The sequence below is a fragment of the Brevibacterium sp. CBA3109 genome, assembly GCF_040256645.1.
GTDB classification, from domain to species: Bacteria; Actinomycetota; Actinomycetes; order Actinomycetales; family Brevibacteriaceae; genus Brevibacterium; species Brevibacterium koreense.
Genome location: NZ_CP158281.1, coordinates 2,979,313 through 3,001,807, shown reverse-complemented (window position 1 = coordinate 3,001,807; position 22,495 = coordinate 2,979,313). Strand labels below are relative to the sequence as shown.

Sequence of the window (22,495 nt, the reverse complement as noted above, 5' to 3'; positions counted from 1 at the left end):
GCGCACCGCTCAGACGCAACGAGTACCGCGGCCATATCGAACCATCCACAGGTCTGTGGTTCACACCCACACACCACAACCACCTCGGCGAGGGCACGGGCCACCGTCGCATCCGCACACGTTTCAGGAGGTCAAGAATGAATCGCACCGTCATCATGGGGTTTCTGCTGACACTTGCCTCCGCATTCTTTTTCGCCGTCTCCGGACCAATCGCGAAGACGATGTATGAGATCGGGTGGACCCCCGGATCCGTCGTACTCATCCGCTTGGCGGGCTCGGCCGTTCTGCTGCTCATCCCCAGCTTCATCGCTCTGCGCGGGCGCTGGGACGAGGTGCGTCGGAACTGGAAGACCGTGCTCACCTACGGGCTGGTGTCGATGGCTGGCGTGCAGGGCTTCTACTTCGTTGCCGTCGAACACCTCACAGTGGCGGTGGCACTTCTGCTCGAGATGACGGCGCCGATGCTCATCGTGTTCTGGATCTGGGCACGCACTCGGACTCGGCCCGCCACGGTGACCTTCATCGGTGTGGTGGTCTCGATGATCGGGCTCGTGCTCATCCTCAACCTCCGCAATTCCGACATCAGCATCTTCGGTGTCGTCATGGCACTCGCCGCTGCCGTCTGCCTGGCCAGTTACTTCCTTGTCTCCGCGAAGGACTCCATCAACGTCCCACCGGTCGCACTGACCGGGCTGGGCATGGGGGTCGGGGCCTTGGCGATGTCGCTCATCGTGCTGACGGGAGTCATGCCTTCCGGCGCTGTCGCGGCCGACGTCGACTTCGGCGGTTACCAGGTCTCGTGGATTCTGCCCATGGCGATGATCGTCGTCTTCACCGTCGGTGCCTACATCACGGGCATTCTCGGACTGCGCTACATCGGGGCGACGGTCGGCTCCTTCGTCAACCTCGTCGAGGTCCCGTTCTCCGTCATCGTGGCCTGGCTCGTGCTGTTCGAGATGCCGGCACCCATCCAGCTCTTCGGTGGTGTGTTCATCCTCGGCGGCGTCGGCTTCATCAAATGGGGCGAGGCGCGTCTGGCCCGCCGGGTCGCCTCCCGCGAGGTCGTAGTCAGAGCCGAGGAGCTTGCCGAGGTCTGAGACACTCGGAACCACCAACGGCTTGGGCACCCCCTCGGGTGCTTCTCTTTGCCAGGCTGAGCAACCCTTAGCGAGGTTGCCCAGCGCCTGAAAGGTTGCCCAACTGAATTCCCGCCACCGTTCGGCGCCGTCAAGCAGTGGTCAGCGCACCTCGATGTCGTAGCTGTAGCCCTGCTCGGTGAGGAAGCGGCGGCGCTGGGCAGCGAAGTGCTCGTCGACGGTGTCTGCGGCAACGACCGTGTAGAACGTCGCGGAACCGGAGTCCTCCTTCGGCCGCAGGATCCGACCCAGACGCTGGGCCTCCTCTTGCCGGGAGCCGAAGGCGCCGGAGACCTGGATCGCCACCGAGGCGGCTGGCAGGTCGACGGAGAAGTTCGCGACCTTCGACACCACAAGTACGGGGATCTGACCGGAGCGGAAATCACGGAACAGCTCCTGGCGCTGCGATTCAGGTGTCTGCCCGGTCAGCACAGGAGCATTGAGGCCGGCACCGATCTCCTCGAGCTGATCGAGGTACTGCCCGATGACGAGGATCTGTGCAGTGGGGTGGTCGGCGACGAGCTGCCGCACGATCGGCAGCTTCGCATCCGAGGTGGCCGCGAGTCGGTACCGGTCCTCACCGTCGGCGCGGGCATAGGCTGTGCGGGTTCCGCCGTCGAGGCGGACCCGAATCTCGTGGCAGGACGCCGTGGCGATGTAGCCCATGCGTTCGAGTTCCTTCCACGGCACCTCGTATTGTTTGGGCCCGATGAGGGAGAACACTTCGTCCTCGCGCCCGTCCTCGCGGACCAAGGTGGCCGTGAGTCCGAGCCGCCGCCGGGCCTGCAGGCTAGCGGTCAGGCGGAAGATCGGCGCCGGCAGGAGGTGGACCTCGTCGTAGATGACAAGTCCCCAGTCCTTGGCGTCGAGGAGTTCCAAGTGCAGGTAGGAGCCCTTGCGGCGGGTGGTCAGCACCTGATAGGTGGCGATGGTGATCGGTCGGATCTCCTTCATCGACCCCGAGTACTCACCGACCTCGTCTTCGGTCAGCGAGGTGCGGGCAAGGATTTCGTCCTTCCACTGTCTGGCGGCAACGGAGTTCGTCACGAGGATCAGCGTCGTCGTCTGCACCCGCGACATCGTGGCCACTCCGACGATGGTCTTGCCCGCCCCGCAGGGCAGGACAACGACGCCGGACTCACCGCTCAAGGAGTGGTCGATCGCTTCCTTCTGATAGTCGCGCAGATGCCACTGTCCGCCATGGGCATCATCGGACAGAGCGATCTCGTGGGCCTCTCCGTCGACATAGCCGGCATGGTCGGAGACAGGATGACCCAGCTGCAGCAGCGCATGCTTGAGCTCACCGCGCTCCGAAGGATGGACGAGGACGGATTCGGCGTCGAGGGATTTGCCGAACTTGCCCACAAGGTCCGGCTGGCTGATGAGCGAGGCGAGCAGATCGGTGTCCGAGGAGGTCAGGGTCAGTCCGTGAATCGGATTGTCGACGAGGGTGAGGACTCCGAAGCGGTCCATGATGTCGACGATGTCGACGAGCAGTTCGTGGGGCACAGGATATTTCGCGAACTCGAGGAGGACGTCGACGACGGACTCCGCGTCATGTCCGCTGGCACGGGCATTCCACAGCCCCAATGGGGTGATCGTGTACGTGTGGATGTACTCCGGTGTTCGCGAGAGCTGCGCGAACGGCGCGATCGCCACGGCCGCTTCGACGGCCAGGGGGTGCCCCGATTCCAACAGCACAGTCCGATCGGACTGCACGATCAACGGACCGTTCATGTGTGTTCCTGCTTCTTTCCACGCCGAGGTGACTTCGAAGGGGACAACGTCTGTGTCCTCAGGATTGTTCCTCCACCACATCGACGCTGACGATGCGCGCGATCGACAGGGACGCCTCGGCGCCGGTGGTCTTGACCTTGCCGCGCACGCGCCCACCGTTGACGGTGGCCGGGAGCATGTCGATGAGGCGTTCCTTCCCGTGCGAGTCGGCGAGCGTGATCGTGACCTGCTGGCCTGCTCCGGCGGCTTCCCGGAGTCGATCCATGTGTCCCAGGGGCTCGTCCGTGCTCGTGGCTGGGGCCGCGCGGGCTCCGGGGGAGCGGAGGATGCGGATGTAGTCGTCGAGGTGGGCATCGTCGACCCGTGCGCGCTTGCGCAGATGCACCTCCGGCTCGGCCTGAGTGATGACCTTGCGTTTGCGCACCGGCCCGGACGGTGAGTGAAGCATGGCGTGGTGCTCGGCGGACTCGAGCAGGTGCATGGTGCGTTCGGGGCCCAGCTGACCGACCGCCACGGTCGGTGCCAGACGTTCCAGGCCGGCCGGCAGCATGGCCTGGTCGGAGAGGATGACGTCGAGGTCGACGGGATCGTCGACGACGAGGACGGCACGGGCACCGGCAACCTGCACACGGCGCAGCTTCGAGGCCGTGTTCTGCACGAGGAAGCTCAGCGTCGACGGCAGGGCTTCGGCGCTGATCTCAGCGAGCTGAGCCAAGGCGTCTTCGGCGTTGATGCCGGCCTGCATGCTCGCTTCGATCGTGGTGGCGTCGATGCGGTATACGGTGCCCTGCCCGCGCGCCTCGACGACGGCGAACCTGCGCAGGATGTGATGGACTCTGGGCTCGATGGGTCCGGTCGCCACCGCCGTGAGGTCGGATTGGATGAGCACGGTCTCGACCTCATCGACGAGTCCGAGCCGGACCGCGTCGACGACATCGGTGGGCACCTCGAGGCTTTCGAGGCTGAAGTTCACCGGTGCGATCGACGGATCGTGGGCGGCCTGGGCGCTCATCGCAGACCGCAGTCTCCTGGCGAGGAGGACGCCGAACCTGCTGGGCCCGAAGTGTCCGGAATTCTGCAGGGGGGTCGTCGCCAGGCCGAAAGCACCGGTGGTGTGCAGGATCGCTTCGGTCATCGCGAAATCGTGTGCCGGGATGAGGGGGTGGGTGGCAAGGACCTGCGCGTGAATCCATTCGGCGGAGCGCGAGGATCCGTGTCCGATGTCGTGCAGAATCTCCAGGATGGTGAAGCGCAGTAGAGGCATCGTCGGCTGCGACTGACTGAACCCCTTGAACAGGGACTTCTTCGGAGACGCGAGGACGGTGAGGCGTTCGTTGGCACTCGCCCCGGCTGCCAGCTGGGTGACGTCGAGGGGTTCGCGCAGCCAGGAGGTCATCAATGCCGCCCACAGCTGCGCCCTGTCGCCTTCGAGGACATCGGCTGCGTCGTCGCTGGCCGTCCATTGAGGATCCAATGGGTCGTCGAGCACGCCGATGAGGCGCAACGACTTCGCTGCCAGCAGCAGGGTGATCGTCTGTTGGAGTCCCAGGTCGATGGTCTTCCCGATCCGGGTGACGTCTCGTTTGGAGATGCCGCCGCTGGTCAGACGGGAGATCGGTGAGCTCGCCAGCTCATCGACGAGTCCACGCAGGGAGGAGATCACCTCTGCCACGGCGGCTCGTTCGCTGTTGTGGATGAGTGTCGTCGGGATCGCCTCGATACTCGAGTCGAGCTCGGACGCCGCCTGCCACGGATGTGCCCGGGCGGATTCGGCCGCCGAGGTGGGCAGCAGTGTGATGGCCTCCGACTGGATCCGCCAGGTGGTTTCAGACGAGGGCCAGGCCAGACCCAGGTCGCGCAGTCGGGGGAGGACCACCTCGGCGCGGGTGTTGTCGATATGACGATTCTCACCCACGTTGATGTCCGCCGAGGTGCGCGCGGACTTGGCCAAGTCGATGAAGACGTCGAGCTGGGCTGAGGTCAGTGCTTCGATACCCCGGGAGACGCCGATTCGCGAGGAAGCAGCCGCGGCCAGCGAAGGGATCGTCGGGGACTCGGGTTGGAGGAGATCGCGACGGGTCCGGACGAGGGACTCGAAGTCGGTATCGGAACTGTGGGACAGCCATTGGCTGAAGGTCATTGACATCGCTGTTCAGTTTAGCGTGAGGGTTACAATAGATGGGCAGAAGAGCTTTGGAGATCTCGGAAAGGACGAGCATTGTCAGCCCAGCGTGTCGACACCACCATCGTCGTCGTAGCCGTTGCCGCCGCCCTTGTCGGTGCAGTGGCGCTGATCGGCGTACTGAGCCAGGCCTGGATGGGCTACGCCCCCTCGCACCTGCTGACATACCTGCCGATGATCCTCCTCCCGATCGCATTCGCCTTGGTCGCGCTGGCCCTGGTCAGGGCAGCACTGAGACGCAGACAGACTGAGGTGGGCCAGAGCTGAAAGTCGGCCACGGTCGCTGTCATCGGCACACGCACTTCCACCGAGGCGATCGTCTCGCCGCGGTATGGTCGCGAAGTCAGCATCGGGCACACACTCACCAAGACAGCGTCGCGCCGAGGCCGGCCACAGCCAACGTCGGCACTCAGGGCGATTCGAGCGGCCATGATGTGGACGGCGCACCGTTCCGGCTGCAGCCCGGCCGCTGAGAAGGCACACGACCACACCGCCGAATCGAACCTCGGATCGGATTTCGGGCCGCGTCGATGCAGCCGGACGAAAGCGTCGGTGACCGAAACGATGGTCGCTGATCCTGAGGCCATGCACCACCGAGCATCACCGAGTACGAGCATCATCAAATACGAGCATCACCAGTTATCAGCATCACCAACTACGAGCATCACCAGGAAAGGACACCATGCCAACCGGACGCGTGAAATGGTTCGACGTCGATAAGGGCTTCGGCTTCGTCATCGCCGAGGACGGCTCTCAGGCCTTCCTCCACTCCTCAGTCCTGCCCGAGGACGCTGAAGTCACCAAGGGCACCCGCCTCGATTACGACGTGGTCGATTCCCGTCGCGGAGCCCAGGTCCTCAAGGCCAGGCTGCTCTCCGCCCCGGCCAAGATTGCGAAGGTTCGCAGACGTCCGGCCGAAGACATGGCAGTTATGGTTGAAGATGTCATCAAAGTACTCGATGACCTCAACAACGGACTGCAGCACGGCCGCTACCCCGACTCGTCCCACGGGAACAAGGTAGCCTCATTGCTGCGGGCAATTGCCGACGATTTGGAGTCCTGATGTCATCACTCTTCAGTGAATGGTTGGCCGGCCAGAGTGCCGAGCCGAGGAACGACCCTGCGCCCGCAGAGGCGGCGTCGGCTGCTGTGACACCGGTCGAGGCCCAGGCTGAGACACCGACCCAGGCTGAGACACCGGTCCAGGCTGAGTCGGCGGCGCCGGTGAAGCAGGCCAAGGCTTCGCGGGCGAACTCCGAGAAGGTCGTCCTCGACGCACAGCTGGCCGCAGCCATCGACACCGCGCGTTCAGCCATCGCCGAGGTTGCCGGCATTTCTGTGATCGGTGACCACCTGGGCACTCTGGCCGAGGGCACCCGCCTGGTCACCCACTACTTCGCGTGCACCGATCCGATCTACCGCGGTTGGCGCTGGGTCGCAGTCCTCGCTCGTGCTCCTCGGGCGAAGAAGGTCACGGTCTGCGAGACGGCACTGCTGCCCGGCCCCGATTCGCTCGTCGCACCGGAATGGGTTCCCTGGGATCAGCGTGTTGAACCCGGCGATCTGACTCCACGCGACACTCTGCCTAAGGTCGAGGACGATCCGAACCTGCAGCAGGGCTTCGAACAGGTCGAAGAGACCTCGGACGGCAACCTGGACGAGATCCCGAATTTTGAGTTCGGGCTCGGCCGCCGCCGGGTGCTCTCTCCCGAAGGCATCTCTTCGGCGGCCACCAGGTGGGCTGAATCGGAGACCGGTGCGGAAACGGATTTCGCGGCGAAGGCATCGGCCCACTGCTCCAGCTGCGGGTACCTCATGCCGCTGGCCGGATCGCTGCGGCAGAAGTTCGGGGTCTGCGCGAACGGCTGGTCTCCGGCCGACGGCAAGGTCGTCGCACTCGACTTCGGCTGCGGAGCCCACTCGGAGACCGACGTCAGCCGGCAGAGCACTGATCCTGCCGAGGCCGTCGTTGACGACTACTCCGCCGGCGAACTCGAGTTCCAGGAGGGCTGACCCAGTCGATGGCGCACACGTTCCGGTCACTGGCTGAACCGAACTACCGACATTGGTTCGCCGGTGCCCTGATCTCGAACACAGGAACGTGGATGCAGAGGACGGCCCAGGACTGGATCGTCCTCACTTACCTGACGAACAACAACGCTTCGGCGCTGGGCATCACCATGGCGCTGCAGATGGGCCCACAGCTCATCATGTTCCCCTTCGCGGGAGCGATCGCCGACAAGTTCTCCAAGCGCAAACTCCTCATGGTCACCCAAACACTGTTGGGTGCCGTGGGCCTGCTCCTGTTCGTGCTCGTCATCACCGACGTCATCGTCCTCTGGCACGTCTACATGACTGCGTTGGCCTTGGGCATCCTAGCCACCCTCGACAACCCCTCGCGGCAGGCCTTCGTCTCTGAGCTGGTCGGTGAGAAACTGCTTCCCAACGCGGTCAGCCTCAACTCCGCATCATTCAACGGTGCCCGCATGATCGGTCCCGCCGTCGCCGGAATCCTCACCGCACTCATCGGCGCCGGACCGGTGTTCCTGATCAGCGGGCTCGGGTTCGCTGCGACCCTGACGGTGCTCATCCGTTTGGATCAGACCCGGCTGCACCCCTCGGGGCGCCGGGGTACGGGCGGGATTCTGGGCGGATTCAAGTACCTGCGACGACGTCCCGATGTGGCGATCGTGCTGCTCGTCCTGTTCATCGTCGCGACCTTCGGATTCAACTTCAACATCTACACCGCCACCATGGCCAAGATCGAGTTCGGCAAGGATGCCAGCGGCTTCGGTCTGCTCAACTCCGTCATGGCGATCGGTTCAGTCACCGGGGCGCTGATCTCGGCGAAACGGGAGAAGCCGAGGCTGCGTTTCATCTTCGGCGCGGCAGGCGGATTCGGCCTCGCAGTCGGAACAGCATCTCTGATACCCAACTACTATGTCTTCGCGGCCTCGCTGATGCTGGTCGGCTTCGCGTCGCTGACGATGATGACCTCGGCCAATGCCTATGTGCAGACGACGACTCCCGCGCACTATCGGGGTCGGGTCATGGCGATCTACGCGGCCGTCGTCTTGGGCGGGACTCCCATCGGTGCCCCGCTGGCAGGGTGGGTCGCCGATATGTACGGACCGCGGATGGCGATGGGCGTCGGAGCCGCCTCGGGCATCATCGCCTTCGGTGTCGGTCTGGTGTGGATGATCGTGTCGAAGAACCTGCGCTTAAGCTATGACCCCAGATCTCGCATCCGCCTTCACCTGAGCTATCACGGTCGGCCCTGAGAACCGGGCCGGCAGTCGTCTGCCATCCTGAGCGCGGCGCGGAACCTGGTCGCCTAATATCAATAGACCCATGACCAACAGATCGGACAGACAGTGAACGCGGACATTCTCACCTCGGTGCTGGTCGGACTGGTGATCCTCATCGGCTGTCTCGGCATCATCCTGCCCGTGCTGCCGGGATCCATCCTCATCGCGGTGGCCGTGCTGGTGTGGGCGATCGTCATCGGGGGGCCGATGGCTTGGATCGTCTTCTCTATCGTCGCCGTCTTCGTCGCGGGTGGCATGAGCGCCTCCCTGGTGCTCACGGGCAGAAAGCTCAAGGCGATGGAAGTCCCCAACAAGTCTGTGCTGTTGGCCGGTGGCCTCGGCATCATCGGGTTCTTCGTGATTCCCGTCATCGGCCTGCCGATCGGCTTCATCGTCGGCCTCTACCTCGCCGAACACATGCGGCTGCACGAAGCCAAGGAAGCGTGGGACTCCAGCTGGGAATCACTCAAAGCGATCGGCCTCGGCACCGCCATCGAGTTCCTACTCGCCCTGCTGGCCGCGATCACCTTCGGCATCGGAACTCTCATCCACTTCCTCGGCTGAGGGCAAGCGAGCACTGAGGGTGCACCGAGGCTGAGGACAGGCGAGTGCTGAGGGCACGCGAGTGCTGAGGGCCGCATCACGCGCGCAGCACACGCACCGGTACTCGCACGTCCTCCTGTCGGCCGCTTCGCCTACAGACAGTAGTGCACCCCGCGCCGTCCGTTCCGAAAACAACCCCTGCAAAGGGTGGTTTCGGCACTGACGGTGCGGGGTGCTCGAATTGCTGAGGAGGCTTCAGGCCAGGGCGTCGATGACGAAGTCGATGCTCGCCAGCAGCGCTTTGACGTCGTCGGGATCGACGGAGACGAACGTTGCGATGCGCAGTTGGTTGCGGCCCAGCTTGCGGTAGGGCTCAACGTCGACGATGCCGTTGTTGCGCAGCACAGACGCGACGAGGGCCGCATCGACCGAATCGTCGAAGTCGATGGTGGTCACGACTGACGAGCGATCATCAGGGTTCTCGACGAAGGGATGAGCCACCTCGGTGGCATCGGCCCAGTCGTAGACGAAACCGGAGGTCTCACGAGTGCGGGCGGTGGCCCACTCGAGGCCGCCGTTGCCGTTGATCCATTCGATCTGCTCGGCCAGGAGGACCAAGGTCGTCACGGCAGGAGTGTTGTAGGTCTGGTCCTTGCGGGAGTTCTCGATCGCGGTCACAAGATCCAAGGACGCGGGGATCCAGCGTCCGGAATCCTTGATCTCCTGGGCGCGAGCAATGGCCTTCGGAGACATGATCGCCACCCACAGGCCGCCGTCGGAACCCATGTTCTTCTGCGGTGCGAAGTAGTAGACGTCGGTCGCGGTGATGTCGACAGGCAGACCACCGGCACCGGATGTGGCGTCGATGACGACGAGCGCGTCATCGTCGATGCCTTCGGGACGGGTGATCGTGGTTGCGACGCCGGTTGAGGTTTCGTTGTGCGGCCAGGCATAGACATCGGGTGCGCCATCAGAGTTTCCGGTCGCCTCGGCGAAGGATGCGGGGGAGGGGATGGCAGAGGTGCCGGGTTCGGCTGTGAGGATCAGGGAATCCTGCAGGTGTGGGGCCTCATCGGTGGCCTTCGCGAACTTCTGACCGAATTCACCGAAGGTTGCGTGTGCGGCCCGTTCACGCACGAGCCCGAAGGCGGCGACGTCCCAGAAGGCGGTGGATCCGCCGTTGCCCAGGACCACCTCGTAGCCGGAGGGCAGGTCGAAGAGTTCAGCCAGGCTGGTGCGGATGCGAGCGACCAGCTTCTTCACAGGCGCTTGGCGGTGGCTGGTGCCCAGCACATCGGAGGCGGCGGAGTTCAGCGCCTCGATCTGGGCTCTGCGGATGCGGGCCGGACCGGCTCCGAATCGTCCGTCGGCGGGTAGGAGTTCGTCTGGGATCGTTATCTTCGTGGCAGTCACGCTCGACATTCTACGACGCACCCGCCTGTACCCGATGACCGGCATCGTCATGTAGAGACATGTCAGGGTCGGATCGAGTCGTGTCTGGCAGTCACGCGGATGATTCCTCGCACCAGTGATTCCTCGCATCAGCGATGCGGTGACGCGTGCCACCGGCTCACCGTAGAGTGAGGGTATGAGTGAGCCAGTCGACCGATTGCCGCAGACACGGAAGTCCTACGAATCCCCGACCTTCGACCGTCCCGAGGTCTCGCCGCTCGCGCTGTTTCGACAGTGGTACGACGAAGCCGCGGCCCACGTCCGCGAGCCGAACGCGATGACGGTCTCGACCCTCGACGAATGGGGTCCGTCCTCGCGGATCGTCCTGCTCAAGGGCATCGACGAAACCGGGTTCATGTTCTTCACCGACTACGACTCCGCCAAGGGCCGTCAGCTGCGTGCCGACCCTCGGGTGGCCGTGAACTTTCCCTGGCAGGACATGGAACGTCAGGTCCGGATCAGGGGCCTCGCCGAGGTGGTTGCCCCCGAGGACTCGGACGCGTATTTCGCCGTCCGCCCCCATGGATCCCAGATCGCGGCCAGCGTGTCGAAGCAGTCCCAGCCCGTCAGTGGGCGGGAGCAGATGCAGACAGAATACGACGCCGCCCGGGCACAGTACGTGGACAAGGATGTGCCCCGCCCCGAACATTGGGGCGGATTCCGGGTCCGCGTCTTCGAGATCGAGTTCTGGCAGGGACAGAAGAACCGATTCCATGACCGATGGGAGTTCCGTCGTGCCGATGGCAGTCACGAGCCCGCGGATCTGTCGCAGGCAGCCGCGTGGAATCCGGTTCGTCTCTACCCCTGAATGCGGGCTCGTCCGAGTTCAGGACGCGGCGAAATATTCGTCTCACTTCAAGCGTTACGCGGGGCAGGCAGTGGCATGGTCAATGCACCGACTGCGGGAGTCGGGGAACATGAGCCGATGTTCAGGGCGAAATGGGTTGATCTGTGGCGCCCACGAACCCGGATGTGGCGCGTGGGAACTCTTCACTGCGCCCAGGGCGGTAGACGTCAGCGCTGGTTGAACGCACGTGATTGGCTGTACGCGGGATAGGATTGATGCTGAGAACGCCTGAAACGGTCGAATGGGCCTGAAGACGAAGAGTGGAGTGGCTGGTCTGAAGTGAACGACCTCATTGATACAACTGAGATGTACCTCAAGTCGATCATCGAGCTTGAGGAGCAGTCGATCGTGCCGTTGCGCGCTCGGATCGCTGAACGTTTGGATCACTCCGGTCCCACCGTTTCACAGACCGTGGCGCGGATGGAGCGTGACGGACTGCTGCACGTGAGCAACGACCGTCATCTGGAGCTGACAGCCGAGGGGCGTCGGATCGCCACCGAAGTGATGCGCAAGCACCGGCTGGCCGAACGGCTCCTCGCCGATGTCGTCGGACTCGAGTGGGAACTCGTCCACGACGAAGCCTGCCGGTGGGAACACGTGATGAGCGAGCAGGTCGAACGCAAACTCGTCACGCTGCTGCCCGAGACCGCTTCGGGCCCGTACGGTAACCCGATCCCCGGCCTTGACGTGATCGGTGGAAAACTGGCGGCAGGCACCGAAGTCGTCGATCTGGCGACCGCTGTGGCTCGCGACGGGGCGAAGGAGCTGCGGATCGCGTGGTTGGCAGAACCTCTGCAGGTCGACATCCATCTGCTGCAGCAGTTCCAGGTCGCCGGTGTCCTACCCGAGAGTGATGTCGAGATCTCCCGCAACGGTGAGTACATCACGGTCCAGGTCCCCGGTGCGCAGGACGTGCTCGATCTGCCGCTGGACACAGCCTCGCACGTATTCGCCTACAAGAAGTAAGCCTCGTCGAGAGGTGCGCCCCGTCAAGAAGTAAGCCTCCTTAGACTCAAACCGTGAGTGCAACACCCCGTCAGCCAGGAGGCGAACATGGCCAAGATTGGACGACCAGGCCTACCCGAAGAAGAACGCCGAAGAGTCTGGGAGCTGTGGAAGGACGGTCACTCTTTCAGCCACATTTCACGCAGCGTCAAAGTACCGCCGGGATCAGTATTCTCCATCCTGAAACCCCGCGGCGGAATCTACTACCCCACCCCTCGTCCGGGAACGGCATCATTGACGCTGGCCGAACGCGAGGAAATCTCCCGCGGCATCGCAGCCGGCACCTCCATTCGGAGGATCGCATTGGCTTTGGACCGGGCTCCATCGACCATCAGCCGCGAAATCACCCGCAACAAGGGGGTGAATTCCTACCGAGCCGTTGATGCCAATGACCGCGCGCAACGGCGAAGAGGCCGACCCCAGCGGTTGAAATTACAGAGGAATCCAGCCCTGTGTAACTACGTGTCCAAGCGGCTGAAGCACTGGTGGTCGCCCGAACAAATCGCCGGACGCCTTGACCGTGACTACCCCGAGAATCGGCGAATGCACATCAGCGCCGAAGCCATCTATCGCGGCGTCTACCTCAACTCAGGACGTAAAGCCCTGCCGCACAATATCCACCACAATCTGCGCCGTCACCGACCGATACGCCACGGCAAGCATTACACCACGCGCGGGCAGTGGCGGTCTCAGATCAAGAATGCGCGTTCCATCGACGACCGCCCCGAGGCAGCGAAAGACCGCAGCGAAATCGGCCACTGGGAAGGCGATCTCATCCTGGGGCCGAACACCACCCAGGTGGCGACCCTTGTCGACCGAGCCACCCGCGTTCTCGATCTCGTCGCCACGCCCGGTCGCGACGCTGCCTGCGTCAAAGACCAGCTCATCAACCGCCTCAACCATCACAATCAGGTCCGAAGACGAGTCAGGACACTGACGTGGGATCGAGGGATGGAGCTGGCCGAGCACGAGGCCATCAGCCAAAGCACGGGTGTCGAGGTGTTCTTCGCCGACCCGCGCAGCCCCTGGCAACGAGGAACGAACGAAAACACCAACGGGCTGACGCGACAATTCCTGCCGAAGAAGACCGACCTCGGGGCCTACGACCAATCAGCTCTCGACGTCATTGCTCATGAGCTCAACACCCGACCCCGAAAGTGTTTGAGCTTCCGAACACCGCTCGAGGCCCAGCACGACCTCACCACCCGAAAACCAGAGGTGTTGCCTTGACGATTTGAATCTAAGTCGTCAAAAGTAAGCCTCGTCAAAAGTACGCCTCGTCGGCAGAATCGCTGGCAAGACAGTTCGGTCACGACCGATGGTCTCGACCAGCATCGATTTGTTACAAATTGGTATTGAACACGGTCCAGGGAGTGGTAGATCACCCCCTGGACCGTGTTGTATAACGAGCAAATGTTACGAACATTTCGATAAATATAGGGGCCCTGACCTGCATGTTTATGGGAAACCTCCGGGGTGGCCCCCGCCGTTCGTGACAGAAACGTGACAATCGGTCACTGATTGGTTACAGTTGTGGAGGTCGTTCACGAAAGTGACGACTTTGCACCGAGAGCCGCACGCCACGCTCGATGTGAAATCTCTGAGGACCGGAAGTGGCGGTTGGGATTCTTCCAATAGGTGACGAGAGGAAAACGTGGCAATTAAGCAGCATGGCCGCCGCGCCGCTGAAGCCAAGGTCAAGACCCCATTGACCGAACTGACCGAAATCCTGAATGCCAACTCCGCCGTCTTCGGACGCCGTGCAGCCGTTGTTGCTGCCAGCGGTGGTCTGCTCACCGCAGCCGTTCTTCCGGCAGCAGGACAGGGAGCCGACGACAACGTCGCAGTCTCCGCCGAGTCAGAGGCTCAGACACAGGTTGAGTTCGAGAACCAGACGGCGACCGTCACTGCTGGCGACGAATCCAAGGACAAGGACAAGAAGCAGGACTCCTCCTTCAACGCCGACGTTCAGACCGTCACCGCCAAAGCTGCTCCGAAGCCTGCACCCAAGCCGGAACCCGTCGAGACCGCCGAAGACACTTCAGGCGACTCCGCCGGTTCCTCCGATTCCGCAACCGCCGGTTCCTCCGATTCCGCAACCGCCGGTTCCTCGGATTCCGGCGACAAGGGCAAGTCAGACAAGAGCGAGAGCAAAGACTCCGGGTCTGACAATGCCGGTTCGATCGACGGCTCCAAGGCTCAGCAGGTCATCGGCTGGGCTGCCAAGGGCGTCGGCACCCCGTACGTCTACGGTGGAACCTCGCAGGGCGGCTGGGACTGCTCCGGTTACACCTCCTGGGTCTACAGCAAGGTCGGCGTCAACCTGCCTCGCAGCTCGGGTGCACAGAAGGCCTCCGGCACGGTCGTCTCCCAGTCGGAAGCCAAGCCCGGTGACCTCATCTGGCACCCAGGCCACGTCGGCATCTACGCCGGTGGCGGACAGATGTACGATGCCGGCTCCCCAGGTTCAGGCACCTCGAAGCGCAGCTACAGCTGGATGGGCAACGTCACCTTCATCCGCGTTCTCTGATCCAGTTCACACGGAAACTCCCCGCCTGGCTCGACGGTCCTCGAGTCAGACGGGGAGTTTTTGTGTATCCGATTGCCTTAGGCGCACTCCTCCTGTTTGAAATGCCCACCACAGCAGATCGGGCTGGTGACTCGGTACTGCTTGGCTCGCAATCCCGCTGCGGGTGGGCAGGAAGTGATGCGGACCTCGCCGCAGGGTGAACGGCAACGAAAGAATCCGTGACGCGAGCGATATGAATTCGGTCACAGGAGAGAGTCGGCGTTACTCTTATTAGGATTGAGTTGGCGTAAGTGATGGGAAATCAGATGGGCCGCAGTCGGATAGTGCGAATAGCCGCTCCAGCTTCTGGCGCGGAGCACATATCTGTGTCTGCCCCTACTTTCAAGGCGTTGTGCTGCGGCACGGCGCCTTTTGCGTTTCCTGGGCCCGTGTCGATCGGACGGGGTCACACTCACACGAAGATGAGGGGCGGGATATGAAGACTCTCGTGCTGAATGCCGGGTATGAACCACTGTCGATCGTTCCGTTCACCAGGGCCGTGGTCCTGGTGCTCACGGGAAAGGCGACAGTCCTGGCCGCCGAGGATATTCCGGTGAGATCCGAACACCTGAACCTCGACCAACCTTCGGTCATTCTGCTCACACGCTATGTGCGGCCGCCACATGACCGCAGGGTCTCCCTCTCCCGGCGCGGCGTGCTGCGCCGGGACAACCATCGGTGTGCCTATTGTGCGAAACCTGCGACGACGGTCGATCATGTCGTTCCGCGCTCGCGTGGGGGACTCAACAGTTGGGAGAACCTCGTCGCCTGCTGCCGTGAGTGCAACAACCGCAAGGGCAACAGGTCGCTGGCCGAGATCGGGTGGACGCTCAGTGTTCAACCTCAGGAGCCGCGTCCCGGTCAATTTTGGATGCGCGGGATCGACAAACCGGTCGAGCAGTGGCGTCCGTTTCTGGAGCTGTCCAGAGCAGCCTGAAACGGACACCGCTCTTACTCCCTGTCGTGATGTCCATACTGTGGCCCACTTCGGATAACGATGTGACATAGGCTCAGGCCGCCGATCGATTCTGACTTAGGGTGGACACGAGAGAAGTTCGCTTCAAGATGAGGAGCTTGCGATGAGTGAGCAGGACCGAACCCGGAACGCCGATACATCACCCGCAGGGGAACCCGACGCCGTTATCGTAGGCATCGACGGTTCACCGCCCAGTCGCAATGCACTGGCGTGGGCAGTCCAGGAAGCCAGATCTCTGGGCAAGTCGATCCGTCTGGTCGGCGCCTACACGATCCCCAGCGTGGCTGCGGCCGCGATCGACGTCTCCTACGTTCCGATCGATGACACGTCGATCCGTGCGGCAGTGACGAATACACTCAAGGAAGCCGCGGCCGAGGTCAAGGCCGCTGGTGTGCCAGTCGAAGCCGTCATTGAAATCGGTGACGCAGCCGGTGTCCTCATCGACGAATCGAAGTCGGGAAGCCTGGCCGTTGTCGGCTCCCGCGGTCGAGGCGGATTCGCCGGGCGCCTGCTCGGTACCGTTTCCAGCGCCCTGCCAGCCCACTCCGCCTGCCCGACCGTCGTCGTTCCGGCCTCGTGGGAGTCCGACGTGGAGAAGACCGCGCACCCCACCTCCTCACGGCCCATTCGCCAGGACGGCATCGTCGTCGACGAGCCCGATCCGAATGTTGAGGCCATCGAGGGACTGCGCTTCGACGGCAAAGTTGTCGTCGGCGTCGACTCCCTCGGCGCCGAGTCCCCGGCACTGTGGAAGGCCGCTCGGCTGGCCGTGCGCCGGGGATCACCGCTGCACATCGTCGCCGTCATCACCACTACCGTCATCGGGCCGGAATGGCTGCCGAGCACCGCGGACCTCGAACGGCTGGTCAATGAGGGTGCCGATAAACTCGTCGTGGCTAAACAGCACCTGCAGGCCGAGTACCCGAACCTCGATGTCACCTGGACCCTGTTCGACGGCCAGCCTGCCGAGGTGCTCGTTCGTGCCTCTGACACCGCCGAGGTGCTTGTCATCGGCTCTCGCGGTCGTGGAGGCTTTGCCGGGTTGCTCCTTGGTTCGACCTCGCAGTCAGTGCTGCCGTACTCGCAGTGCCCGACCATGGTTGTGCGTGTCACCCGCGACCACAACAAACGTCGACACGAGGGCGAGGTTCCTGAGCCGGGGCTGTGAAGGCCGTGGCGAAGGAACTGTGATCACTCGATGATTCCTACTGGATCCCGCCTGCACGGCCACGAGCCGATGCAGGCGGGATCCGGCATCGCAAAGGTGAGCACGAGAACAAGCTGACGTGTGACTGCTTCTGCGCCCCCGGGCAGATTCGAACTGCCGGCACCCGCTTTAGGAGAGCGGTGCTCTATCCCCTGAGCTACGGGGGCGTTGTGGTCTTCTTCAACCACGACCACCCAGTGTAGCGTAGAAGAAACCTGGATGTTTCACGGTGTGCCAGCAACTATTAAGTGAAATTTCTCGTTAGGGTCGAATTGTGCCAGATTCCGTTGTTGACGATCAGTTCCCAGAACTCGACGATGTCTATGCCGAGTGGAAACAGCAGGCCGCCCAGCTGGGCGGCCGCGACACTATGCTCCATTTCCGGGATTCGCGTGATGGCAGCATCGATCTCTCTGGAGCCCACCCGTCTGGTTTAGCTCAGCTTCTGGCCGGTCGGGCCACCCGACTCTCCAGCCTGGTTCGTGACCACGAGGTCCTCGCTGACGCACGCCGCCGAGCGAGGTCGATCCGGTCGAAGGCCGAACAGCTCGACAATGAACGCGGAATTCAGACGGCGCACCTGGCGATCGGCTTCGCTTCGTGGACGGAAAAAGACTCAAAGTACAAGTTCAATGCCCCCGTCGTGATGCGCCATGTCACGCTCGTTCCCCGCGGCTCCCGTGTCGAGGACTTCGAGATCGTGCTGGGCGACGGGATCATGATCAACCCCGCCTTGGTCCAGCACCTGGCCGAGGTCTACGACCTCGACGTTCCCGTCGACGAATGGGTCGACGCCACGGGAGGCCCACACGGCTTCGACCCGGGGCCGGCCCTGGACCGCCTCCGCGATCTCGCGCAGCCAGTGCCCGGGCTGCGCATCAACCATCGTTTCGTAGTGTCGACGTTCGCGAACATCGCGAACCCGTTCACCACGGACTATCTGCCCACACAGCACCCGATCCTTCGCGCACTCGCCGGCGACGAAGACGTGCGAGGCGCGCTCGGCGGCCCGTCCTACGTTCCGACTCCGCAGCAGGAAGCGCGTCAGGACATCGCGCCGGATGCCGACAAACACCCGACCCCTGGCCCCGGCGCAGCCGATGGCGACGACGACTTCTCTCAACCGACTGTACCGATCACTGACGGCACTCTGCCCGAGGATGCGAAGGACCTGGCCGAAGGCTCAGCGGAATCCGCTTCAGCCACCACCGCATCGGCCCAGGCCTCCTCGGTTGACTCCACGTCCGCCGAGGCCACTTCGACCGATGCGGACAAGAAATCTGCGGCTGCCGACACCGCAGCCGAGAGCATCGCAGAGGAGGACTCCGCAGCGGGTGGTGCTGGGGGCGATGAGAGTGCACAGTCGAATCAGGACACCGATGAGACTGACGCAACTGACCCGAAGTCGACGGACCCGAAATCAACTGAGTCGAAGTCGGCGGACTCGAAGACATCAGGCTCAGCGCCGACGGTCGCTGCTGGCAAAGCAGAGGCGACGACGGGTGCTGCTGCCGGTGAGAAACCTGACGCCGAAGCGTCAGAGGCCGCAGCATCAGAGACCGCGGAAGTCCAGAGCACAGAATCCGAGGCGGACACGAACAGCTCTGCAGGTCCGGGCGCTGCCGAATCCGACAATGATGATGTCGTTCCGGCCGCACTCAAGGAACCCGTCACACCTCTCCCTGATCGCAAACCCCAGGAAGAGTTCCTCGTCATCGATGTCGACGGTGACCAGCAGGCCGTCGTCGACGCCGCAGTCTCCGGGCGCTCCGTCGTCGTTGACACCCCACCCGGGACCGGTGCCACCCAGGTCGCAGTCGCGGTGGCCACAACACTTGCCCACACAGGAAAAAGCGTTCTCTTCCTGGCCCAGACAGCGGACGCGCTCGACGATTTCTCCTCCCGCCTCGGCGAGGTCGGACTCTCAGAATTCGCGGTGGACACCCGCCAGGGCACCGGCGCGATCAGGGACCAGCTCGTCGGCCTCATCGGATCAGCTGAGAAGGCCGAACGCCCCGACCTGAGCGGGCTGCTCAACGAACTCAACGAACAGCGCGAGACACTGAGCGAACATGTCTCCTCACTGCATCGTCGGCGTGAGCCCTGGGACGTGTCCGTCTACGAGACGATGCAGCACCTGGCGGAACTGACCTCCGGCGAGAATTCTCCGCAGACCCCTGTCCGATTCGGTGAAGATCTCCTCGGCGCCAGCGATGACCGTCGCAACGGTCTGCGCGGAAAGCTCAGCGAGCTGGCATCATTGGGCGCCTTCACCCTCGATGTCGAGGACACCGTCTGGTTTGGCGCGGACCTGAAATCAGTCGAAGAAGCCGAAGCCGCACGAACCGTCGCCGAGCGTCTCGGGCGGACCATCCCTGACCTGGTCAAGGCCGTCGAGCCAGTTCTGTCCAAAGCCAAACTGAACCCCCGCCGCAACCTCGCTGACTGGTCACGTGCGATCAAGGTGCTGCTGCGGGTGCGCACGACCCTCGACAACTTCGCCCCCGACATCTACGATCACAGACTCGACGATCTCATCGCCGCGACCGGAACCGCAGAATACCGTTCCGAGGTCGGCGTCGAGATGGGCCTGCTCCAGCGCAAGCGCCAGAAGAAGTCTGCGAACGAGTTCCTGCGCCCCGGCGCCGATGTCAGCGACCTGCATTCGGCGCTGATCGATGTCCGGTCCCAGCGCATCGTGCTCCAAGACCTCGCCGGTCATGACGGTCGCCCGCAGATCCCTCGCGGCGTCGTCGAAGCCGATGAGATCCTGCAGGACGTTGAGGCCGACATTGCCAAGATCGCTCCCATTCTGGAGACCACCCCCGATGGCGGCGACCTGAGTTCAATGCTCATCGAAGAGCTGCAGGCACGAACCGAAGCCATGGGCCGTGACTCGGAGAACCTTGCCGAACTTCCGGAACGATCCCGAATTCAGCGCGAGCTGACGGACGAGGGCCTGTCTGATCTGCTCACTGACCTGCGCCGCCGCAAAGTCGACACCACGCTCGTCGGACAAGAGTTCGATCTGGCCTACTGGGCGTCCGTTCTGCAGAGGATGGCCAGCGAGGATCCGCAGGTGGGACGTCACGATGGTGCCGCATTGCACCAGGTGGCTGAAGGCTTCCGCGAGAACGACCGTGCCTTCGTCGCAGCAGGTGCGGGCCGCCTGCGGTACAACCATGCCCAGGCGTGGAAACGGGGAATCGACAACGACCCGATCTCCGCCGGAGTCATCAAACAGGAGATGCTCTCCCCGCACACCTCTGTGCAGACCATGTCGACACGGGCTCCCGAACTGCTGACGACTCTCGCACCGGTGTGGATGGCCAGCCCGTACTCAGTGCCCGAGCTCTTCTCCGCACTGCCGCTCTTCGACGCAGTGGTCATCGCCGATGCCGGCCGCCTTTCGGTCCCCGACGTGGTGCCTGCCATCACCCGGGCCCGGCAGGTCATCTCACTGGGCGATTCCAGACTGCTGGGACCACGTCCCTTCTCGATCGCGGTTGAGCGCTGGGGAATGGACGAGGGGAATCATCCGAGCTCAGTGCAAGAGCGCCTCGGCGAGTTCCTGCCTCGAATGGAACTGTCGAACTCCTACCGTCAGTCGCCGGTGGGTCTCATCGATTTGGCGAACCGGCACTTCTACGATTCCACGATCACAACGATGCCGACCGCGCACACCGGTGAGGGCACCGGCCTCGAGTTCTCCTACGTCGCAGACGGCAGGGGCCCGACGGACATCGGCACCGGTCGTGTCGAGAGCCCTGACGCCGAGGTCAAGCGGGTCGTCGAGCTCGTGCTCAAGCACGCCCGGAACCGTTCACGTGAGTCACTGGCCGTCGTCGCGCTGACCGCGCATCACGCACAGCGCGTTGCCACCGCGATTTCTCGGGCCATGAAGGATCTGCCCTATGTTGCGGCATTCTTCAGCGATTCGAGCAAGGAACCCTTCGTGGTCACCGATGCCGAACGAGTCCAGGGCATGTCCCGCGATGCAGTGATCTTCAGCTTCGGCTACGGGCGGACCGTCCACGGTCGCGTCATCCACGACTTCGGCGCGCTGTCCGGTCCCGATGGGGAGCGGATCCTTGCGGCCACGATGACCCGGGCGCGCAAACGCCTCACCGTGGTCTCAAGCATCGAAGCCGATGACTTCGATAAGAACAGACTCACCGGGGGAGCGGTTCTGCTCCCACGACTGCTCGACGAGGTGGCCGCCGGTGGCGTCAGACAGCCGGGGCCGCACGGCGAGATCTACGATCCGCTGTTCAACGACATCGCTGATCGTCTGCTGCAGCTCGGCGTGGTCGCTCATGAACATTACAACGGGATCGATCTGGCGGTGGCGAATTCGACCGAGGACGAGCACGGAATGATCATCGCCGTAGCCGGAGACGGACCGGAATACGCCTCCGTCCGCAGCCTGCGCCAGCGCGACCGCGTCGTGCCCGAACAGTTGGCCCGTCGCGGGTGGAAGTTCATGCGCATGTGGTCCACAGATGCCTTCGTCGATCCGCAATCGGAGTCCGAGAAGATCTTCGAGGCGTGGAAGTCCACGGTCGAGAAGATGAGTCCGCAGGCTGTCCTCAACGCGGCTCGTGCCGCCTCGGTCGTCGTGGGCCGGACCGGCAGCCGGCCCAAACTGGTGCCGGGTCTGCCCATGCACAAGTACTCGGACTCTGGCCTTGACGCAATGATCGACTGGGTCCAGTCCGATGCCGTCGTCCGTGGTGACGGTGAGATCAAGGATCTGCTGCGCACGGCTCTGGCTCAGAAAGGCAACTCCGGTCGCGGAGACTCCCAGCTGCAGGCGGCCGTGGATCGCTACCGTCAGCGGCATGCACAAGCCAAACGAGTCACCGGCGCCGAGGTGCTGGTTCCCCAATCGCATCAGCACAGTCCCATGGAGGAAGAGGTCGTTCCCACCTTCGACACTGGGAAGATCAGGGCCGACGAGCTGCGTCAGGCGGGTCTGATCGAGACCGCGAGCAATGACCAGGTGTCGAGCCCCGACGCGCAGGTTGTACCCGGCAGCACACAGGAGAATCCTCGTGGATTCTCCGAGTCCATCACTGGTGTGCAGGAGACTGCTGCCAGTGATGCTGGTGCTGAGGAGGAACGTCCGAGTGCAGCCGATGTCGAGCCGCGCACGGATGGCTTGCAACGAGATGAGTGATGAAACCCTCGGGGCACAATCGCCTGAGGACGAGCATGCACACGCCGCGGAACCTGCCGATCACTGCACTGAACGTGCACCTGAAGAGGAGCAGGAGACGAGCCAGCAGAAGAAGGCGCGACTCGAGGCGGCAGTGCGGAAGTATCGTGCCACGCTGCGCAATGAGGCCGAGACCGGCAACCCGGGCTTCAGCGCCGACTACTACCGGGCACAGAAGCCCCCGCACTGGTGACCTGGCCCGACGTCTCCCCTCTTTGAGGGGTGAGGAGCAACTGAGTCGGAACAAGACCAACTGAACCCGAGCACGACCGATCGAGCCTGACCATGACGATGGCCCGTCTCCCCAAGAGGGAA

The 22,495-nt window shown here is 63.4% G+C and carries 17 protein-coding genes and 1 tRNA gene; 14 read left to right on the top strand and 4 right to left on the bottom strand.

Annotation, left to right across the window (positions count from 1 at the left end; genetic code table 11):
- Window positions 1-137: 137 nt before the first annotated feature.
- A complete protein-coding gene (locus AAFP32_RS13750) occupies window positions 138-1,097 on the top strand; it encodes a DMT family transporter (protein WP_350269594.1) in 960 nt (319 codons plus the stop codon).
- 141 nt (window positions 1,098-1,238) lie between these two features.
- Here the strand turns inward: AAFP32_RS13750 and AAFP32_RS13745 are convergent, their stop codons facing one another.
- On the bottom strand, window positions 1,239-2,873 hold the full coding sequence (locus AAFP32_RS13745; RefSeq protein ID WP_350269593.1) for a DNA repair helicase XPB: 1,635 nt from the start codon (window positions 2,871-2,873) through the stop codon (window positions 1,239-1,241).
- A 58-nt stretch (window positions 2,874-2,931) separates the two neighbouring features.
- A complete protein-coding gene (locus AAFP32_RS13740) occupies window positions 2,932-5,019 on the bottom strand; it encodes a helicase-associated domain-containing protein (protein ID WP_350269592.1) in 2,088 nt (695 codons plus the stop codon).
- A 72-nt stretch (window positions 5,020-5,091) separates the two neighbouring features.
- Between AAFP32_RS13740 and AAFP32_RS13735 the strand changes: the two genes are divergently transcribed.
- The 5 genes from AAFP32_RS13735 (at window position 5,092) to AAFP32_RS13715 (ending at window position 8,927) form a co-directional block, all read left to right on the top strand.
- Entirely contained in the window at window positions 5,092-5,322 is a 231-nt protein-coding gene (locus tag AAFP32_RS13735) for a hypothetical protein (protein ID WP_101620114.1), read from the top strand.
- Between the two features lie 415 nt (window positions 5,323-5,737).
- Complete coding sequence (locus AAFP32_RS13730) at window positions 5,738-6,118, top strand: cold-shock protein (protein WP_101620232.1); 381 nt, start codon at window positions 5,738-5,740, stop codon at window positions 6,116-6,118.
- The gene (locus tag AAFP32_RS13725) at window positions 6,118-7,068 is read left to right on the top strand and encodes a DUF3027 domain-containing protein (RefSeq protein WP_350269591.1); all 951 of its coding nucleotides are present in this window, start codon (window positions 6,118-6,120) and stop codon (window positions 7,066-7,068) included. Before AAFP32_RS13730 ends, AAFP32_RS13725 begins: the two co-directional genes overlap by 1 nt.
- 8 nt (window positions 7,069-7,076) lie before the next feature.
- Window positions 7,077-8,336: an MFS transporter gene (locus AAFP32_RS13720; protein ID WP_350269590.1), complete on the top strand. Its 1,260-nt coding sequence runs from the start codon at window positions 7,077-7,079 to the stop codon at window positions 8,334-8,336.
- 93 nt (window positions 8,337-8,429) lie between these two features.
- The gene (locus AAFP32_RS13715; RefSeq protein ID WP_350269589.1) at window positions 8,430-8,927 is read left to right on the top strand and encodes a DUF456 domain-containing protein; all 498 of its coding nucleotides are present in this window, start codon (window positions 8,430-8,432) and stop codon (window positions 8,925-8,927) included.
- Window positions 8,928-9,161: 234 nt separating this feature from the next.
- Here AAFP32_RS13715 and serC read toward each other — a convergent pair whose 3' ends face one another.
- The gene (gene serC, locus AAFP32_RS13710; protein ID WP_350269588.1) at window positions 9,162-10,319 is read right to left on the bottom strand and encodes a phosphoserine transaminase; all 1,158 of its coding nucleotides are present in this window, start codon (window positions 10,317-10,319) and stop codon (window positions 9,162-9,164) included.
- Window positions 10,320-10,494: 175 nt separating this feature from the next.
- Here serC and pdxH point away from each other — a divergent pair, with 175 nt between their 5' ends.
- The 6 genes from pdxH to AAFP32_RS13680 all read left to right on the top strand — a co-directional run bounded on the left by pdxH (window position 10,495) and on the right by AAFP32_RS13680 (window position 16,923).
- Window positions 10,495-11,166, top strand: a complete 672-nt coding sequence (gene pdxH / locus AAFP32_RS13705; protein ID WP_350269587.1) for a pyridoxamine 5'-phosphate oxidase — start codon at window positions 10,495-10,497, stop codon at window positions 11,164-11,166.
- A 318-nt stretch (window positions 11,167-11,484) separates the two neighbouring features.
- Window positions 11,485-12,171, top strand: a complete 687-nt coding sequence (locus AAFP32_RS13700; RefSeq protein ID WP_350269586.1) for a metal-dependent transcriptional regulator — start codon at window positions 11,485-11,487, stop codon at window positions 12,169-12,171.
- An 87-nt stretch (window positions 12,172-12,258) separates the two neighbouring features.
- Complete coding sequence (locus AAFP32_RS13695) at window positions 12,259-13,440, top strand: IS30 family transposase (protein ID WP_350269423.1); 1,182 nt, start codon at window positions 12,259-12,261, stop codon at window positions 13,438-13,440.
- Window positions 13,441-13,864: 424 nt separating this feature from the next.
- A complete protein-coding gene (locus AAFP32_RS13690; RefSeq protein ID WP_350269585.1) occupies window positions 13,865-14,740 on the top strand; it encodes a C40 family peptidase in 876 nt (291 codons plus the stop codon).
- 475 nt (window positions 14,741-15,215) lie between these two features.
- A complete protein-coding gene (locus tag AAFP32_RS13685; protein ID WP_350269584.1) occupies window positions 15,216-15,716 on the top strand; it encodes an HNH endonuclease in 501 nt (166 codons plus the stop codon).
- Between the two features lie 142 nt (window positions 15,717-15,858).
- A complete protein-coding gene (locus AAFP32_RS13680; protein ID WP_350269583.1) occupies window positions 15,859-16,923 on the top strand; it encodes a universal stress protein in 1,065 nt (354 codons plus the stop codon).
- A gap of 133 nt (window positions 16,924-17,056) precedes the next feature.
- Here the strand turns inward: AAFP32_RS13680 and AAFP32_RS13675 are convergent.
- Window positions 17,057-17,129, bottom strand: a tRNA-Arg gene (locus tag AAFP32_RS13675).
- A 107-nt stretch (window positions 17,130-17,236) separates the two neighbouring features.
- Between AAFP32_RS13675 and AAFP32_RS13670 the strand changes: the two genes are divergently transcribed.
- Together AAFP32_RS13670 and AAFP32_RS13665 are read left to right on the top strand one after the other, a co-directional pair.
- A complete protein-coding gene (locus AAFP32_RS13670; protein ID WP_350269582.1) occupies window positions 17,237-22,141 on the top strand; it encodes a DUF4011 domain-containing protein in 4,905 nt (1,634 codons plus the stop codon).
- Window positions 22,134-22,373, top strand: coding sequence for a hypothetical protein (locus AAFP32_RS13665; RefSeq protein WP_101620124.1), 240 nt, complete (start codon window positions 22,134-22,136; stop codon window positions 22,371-22,373). The genes AAFP32_RS13670 and AAFP32_RS13665 overlap by 8 nt, the downstream gene beginning before the upstream one ends.
- Window positions 22,374-22,495 lie beyond the last annotated feature (122 nt).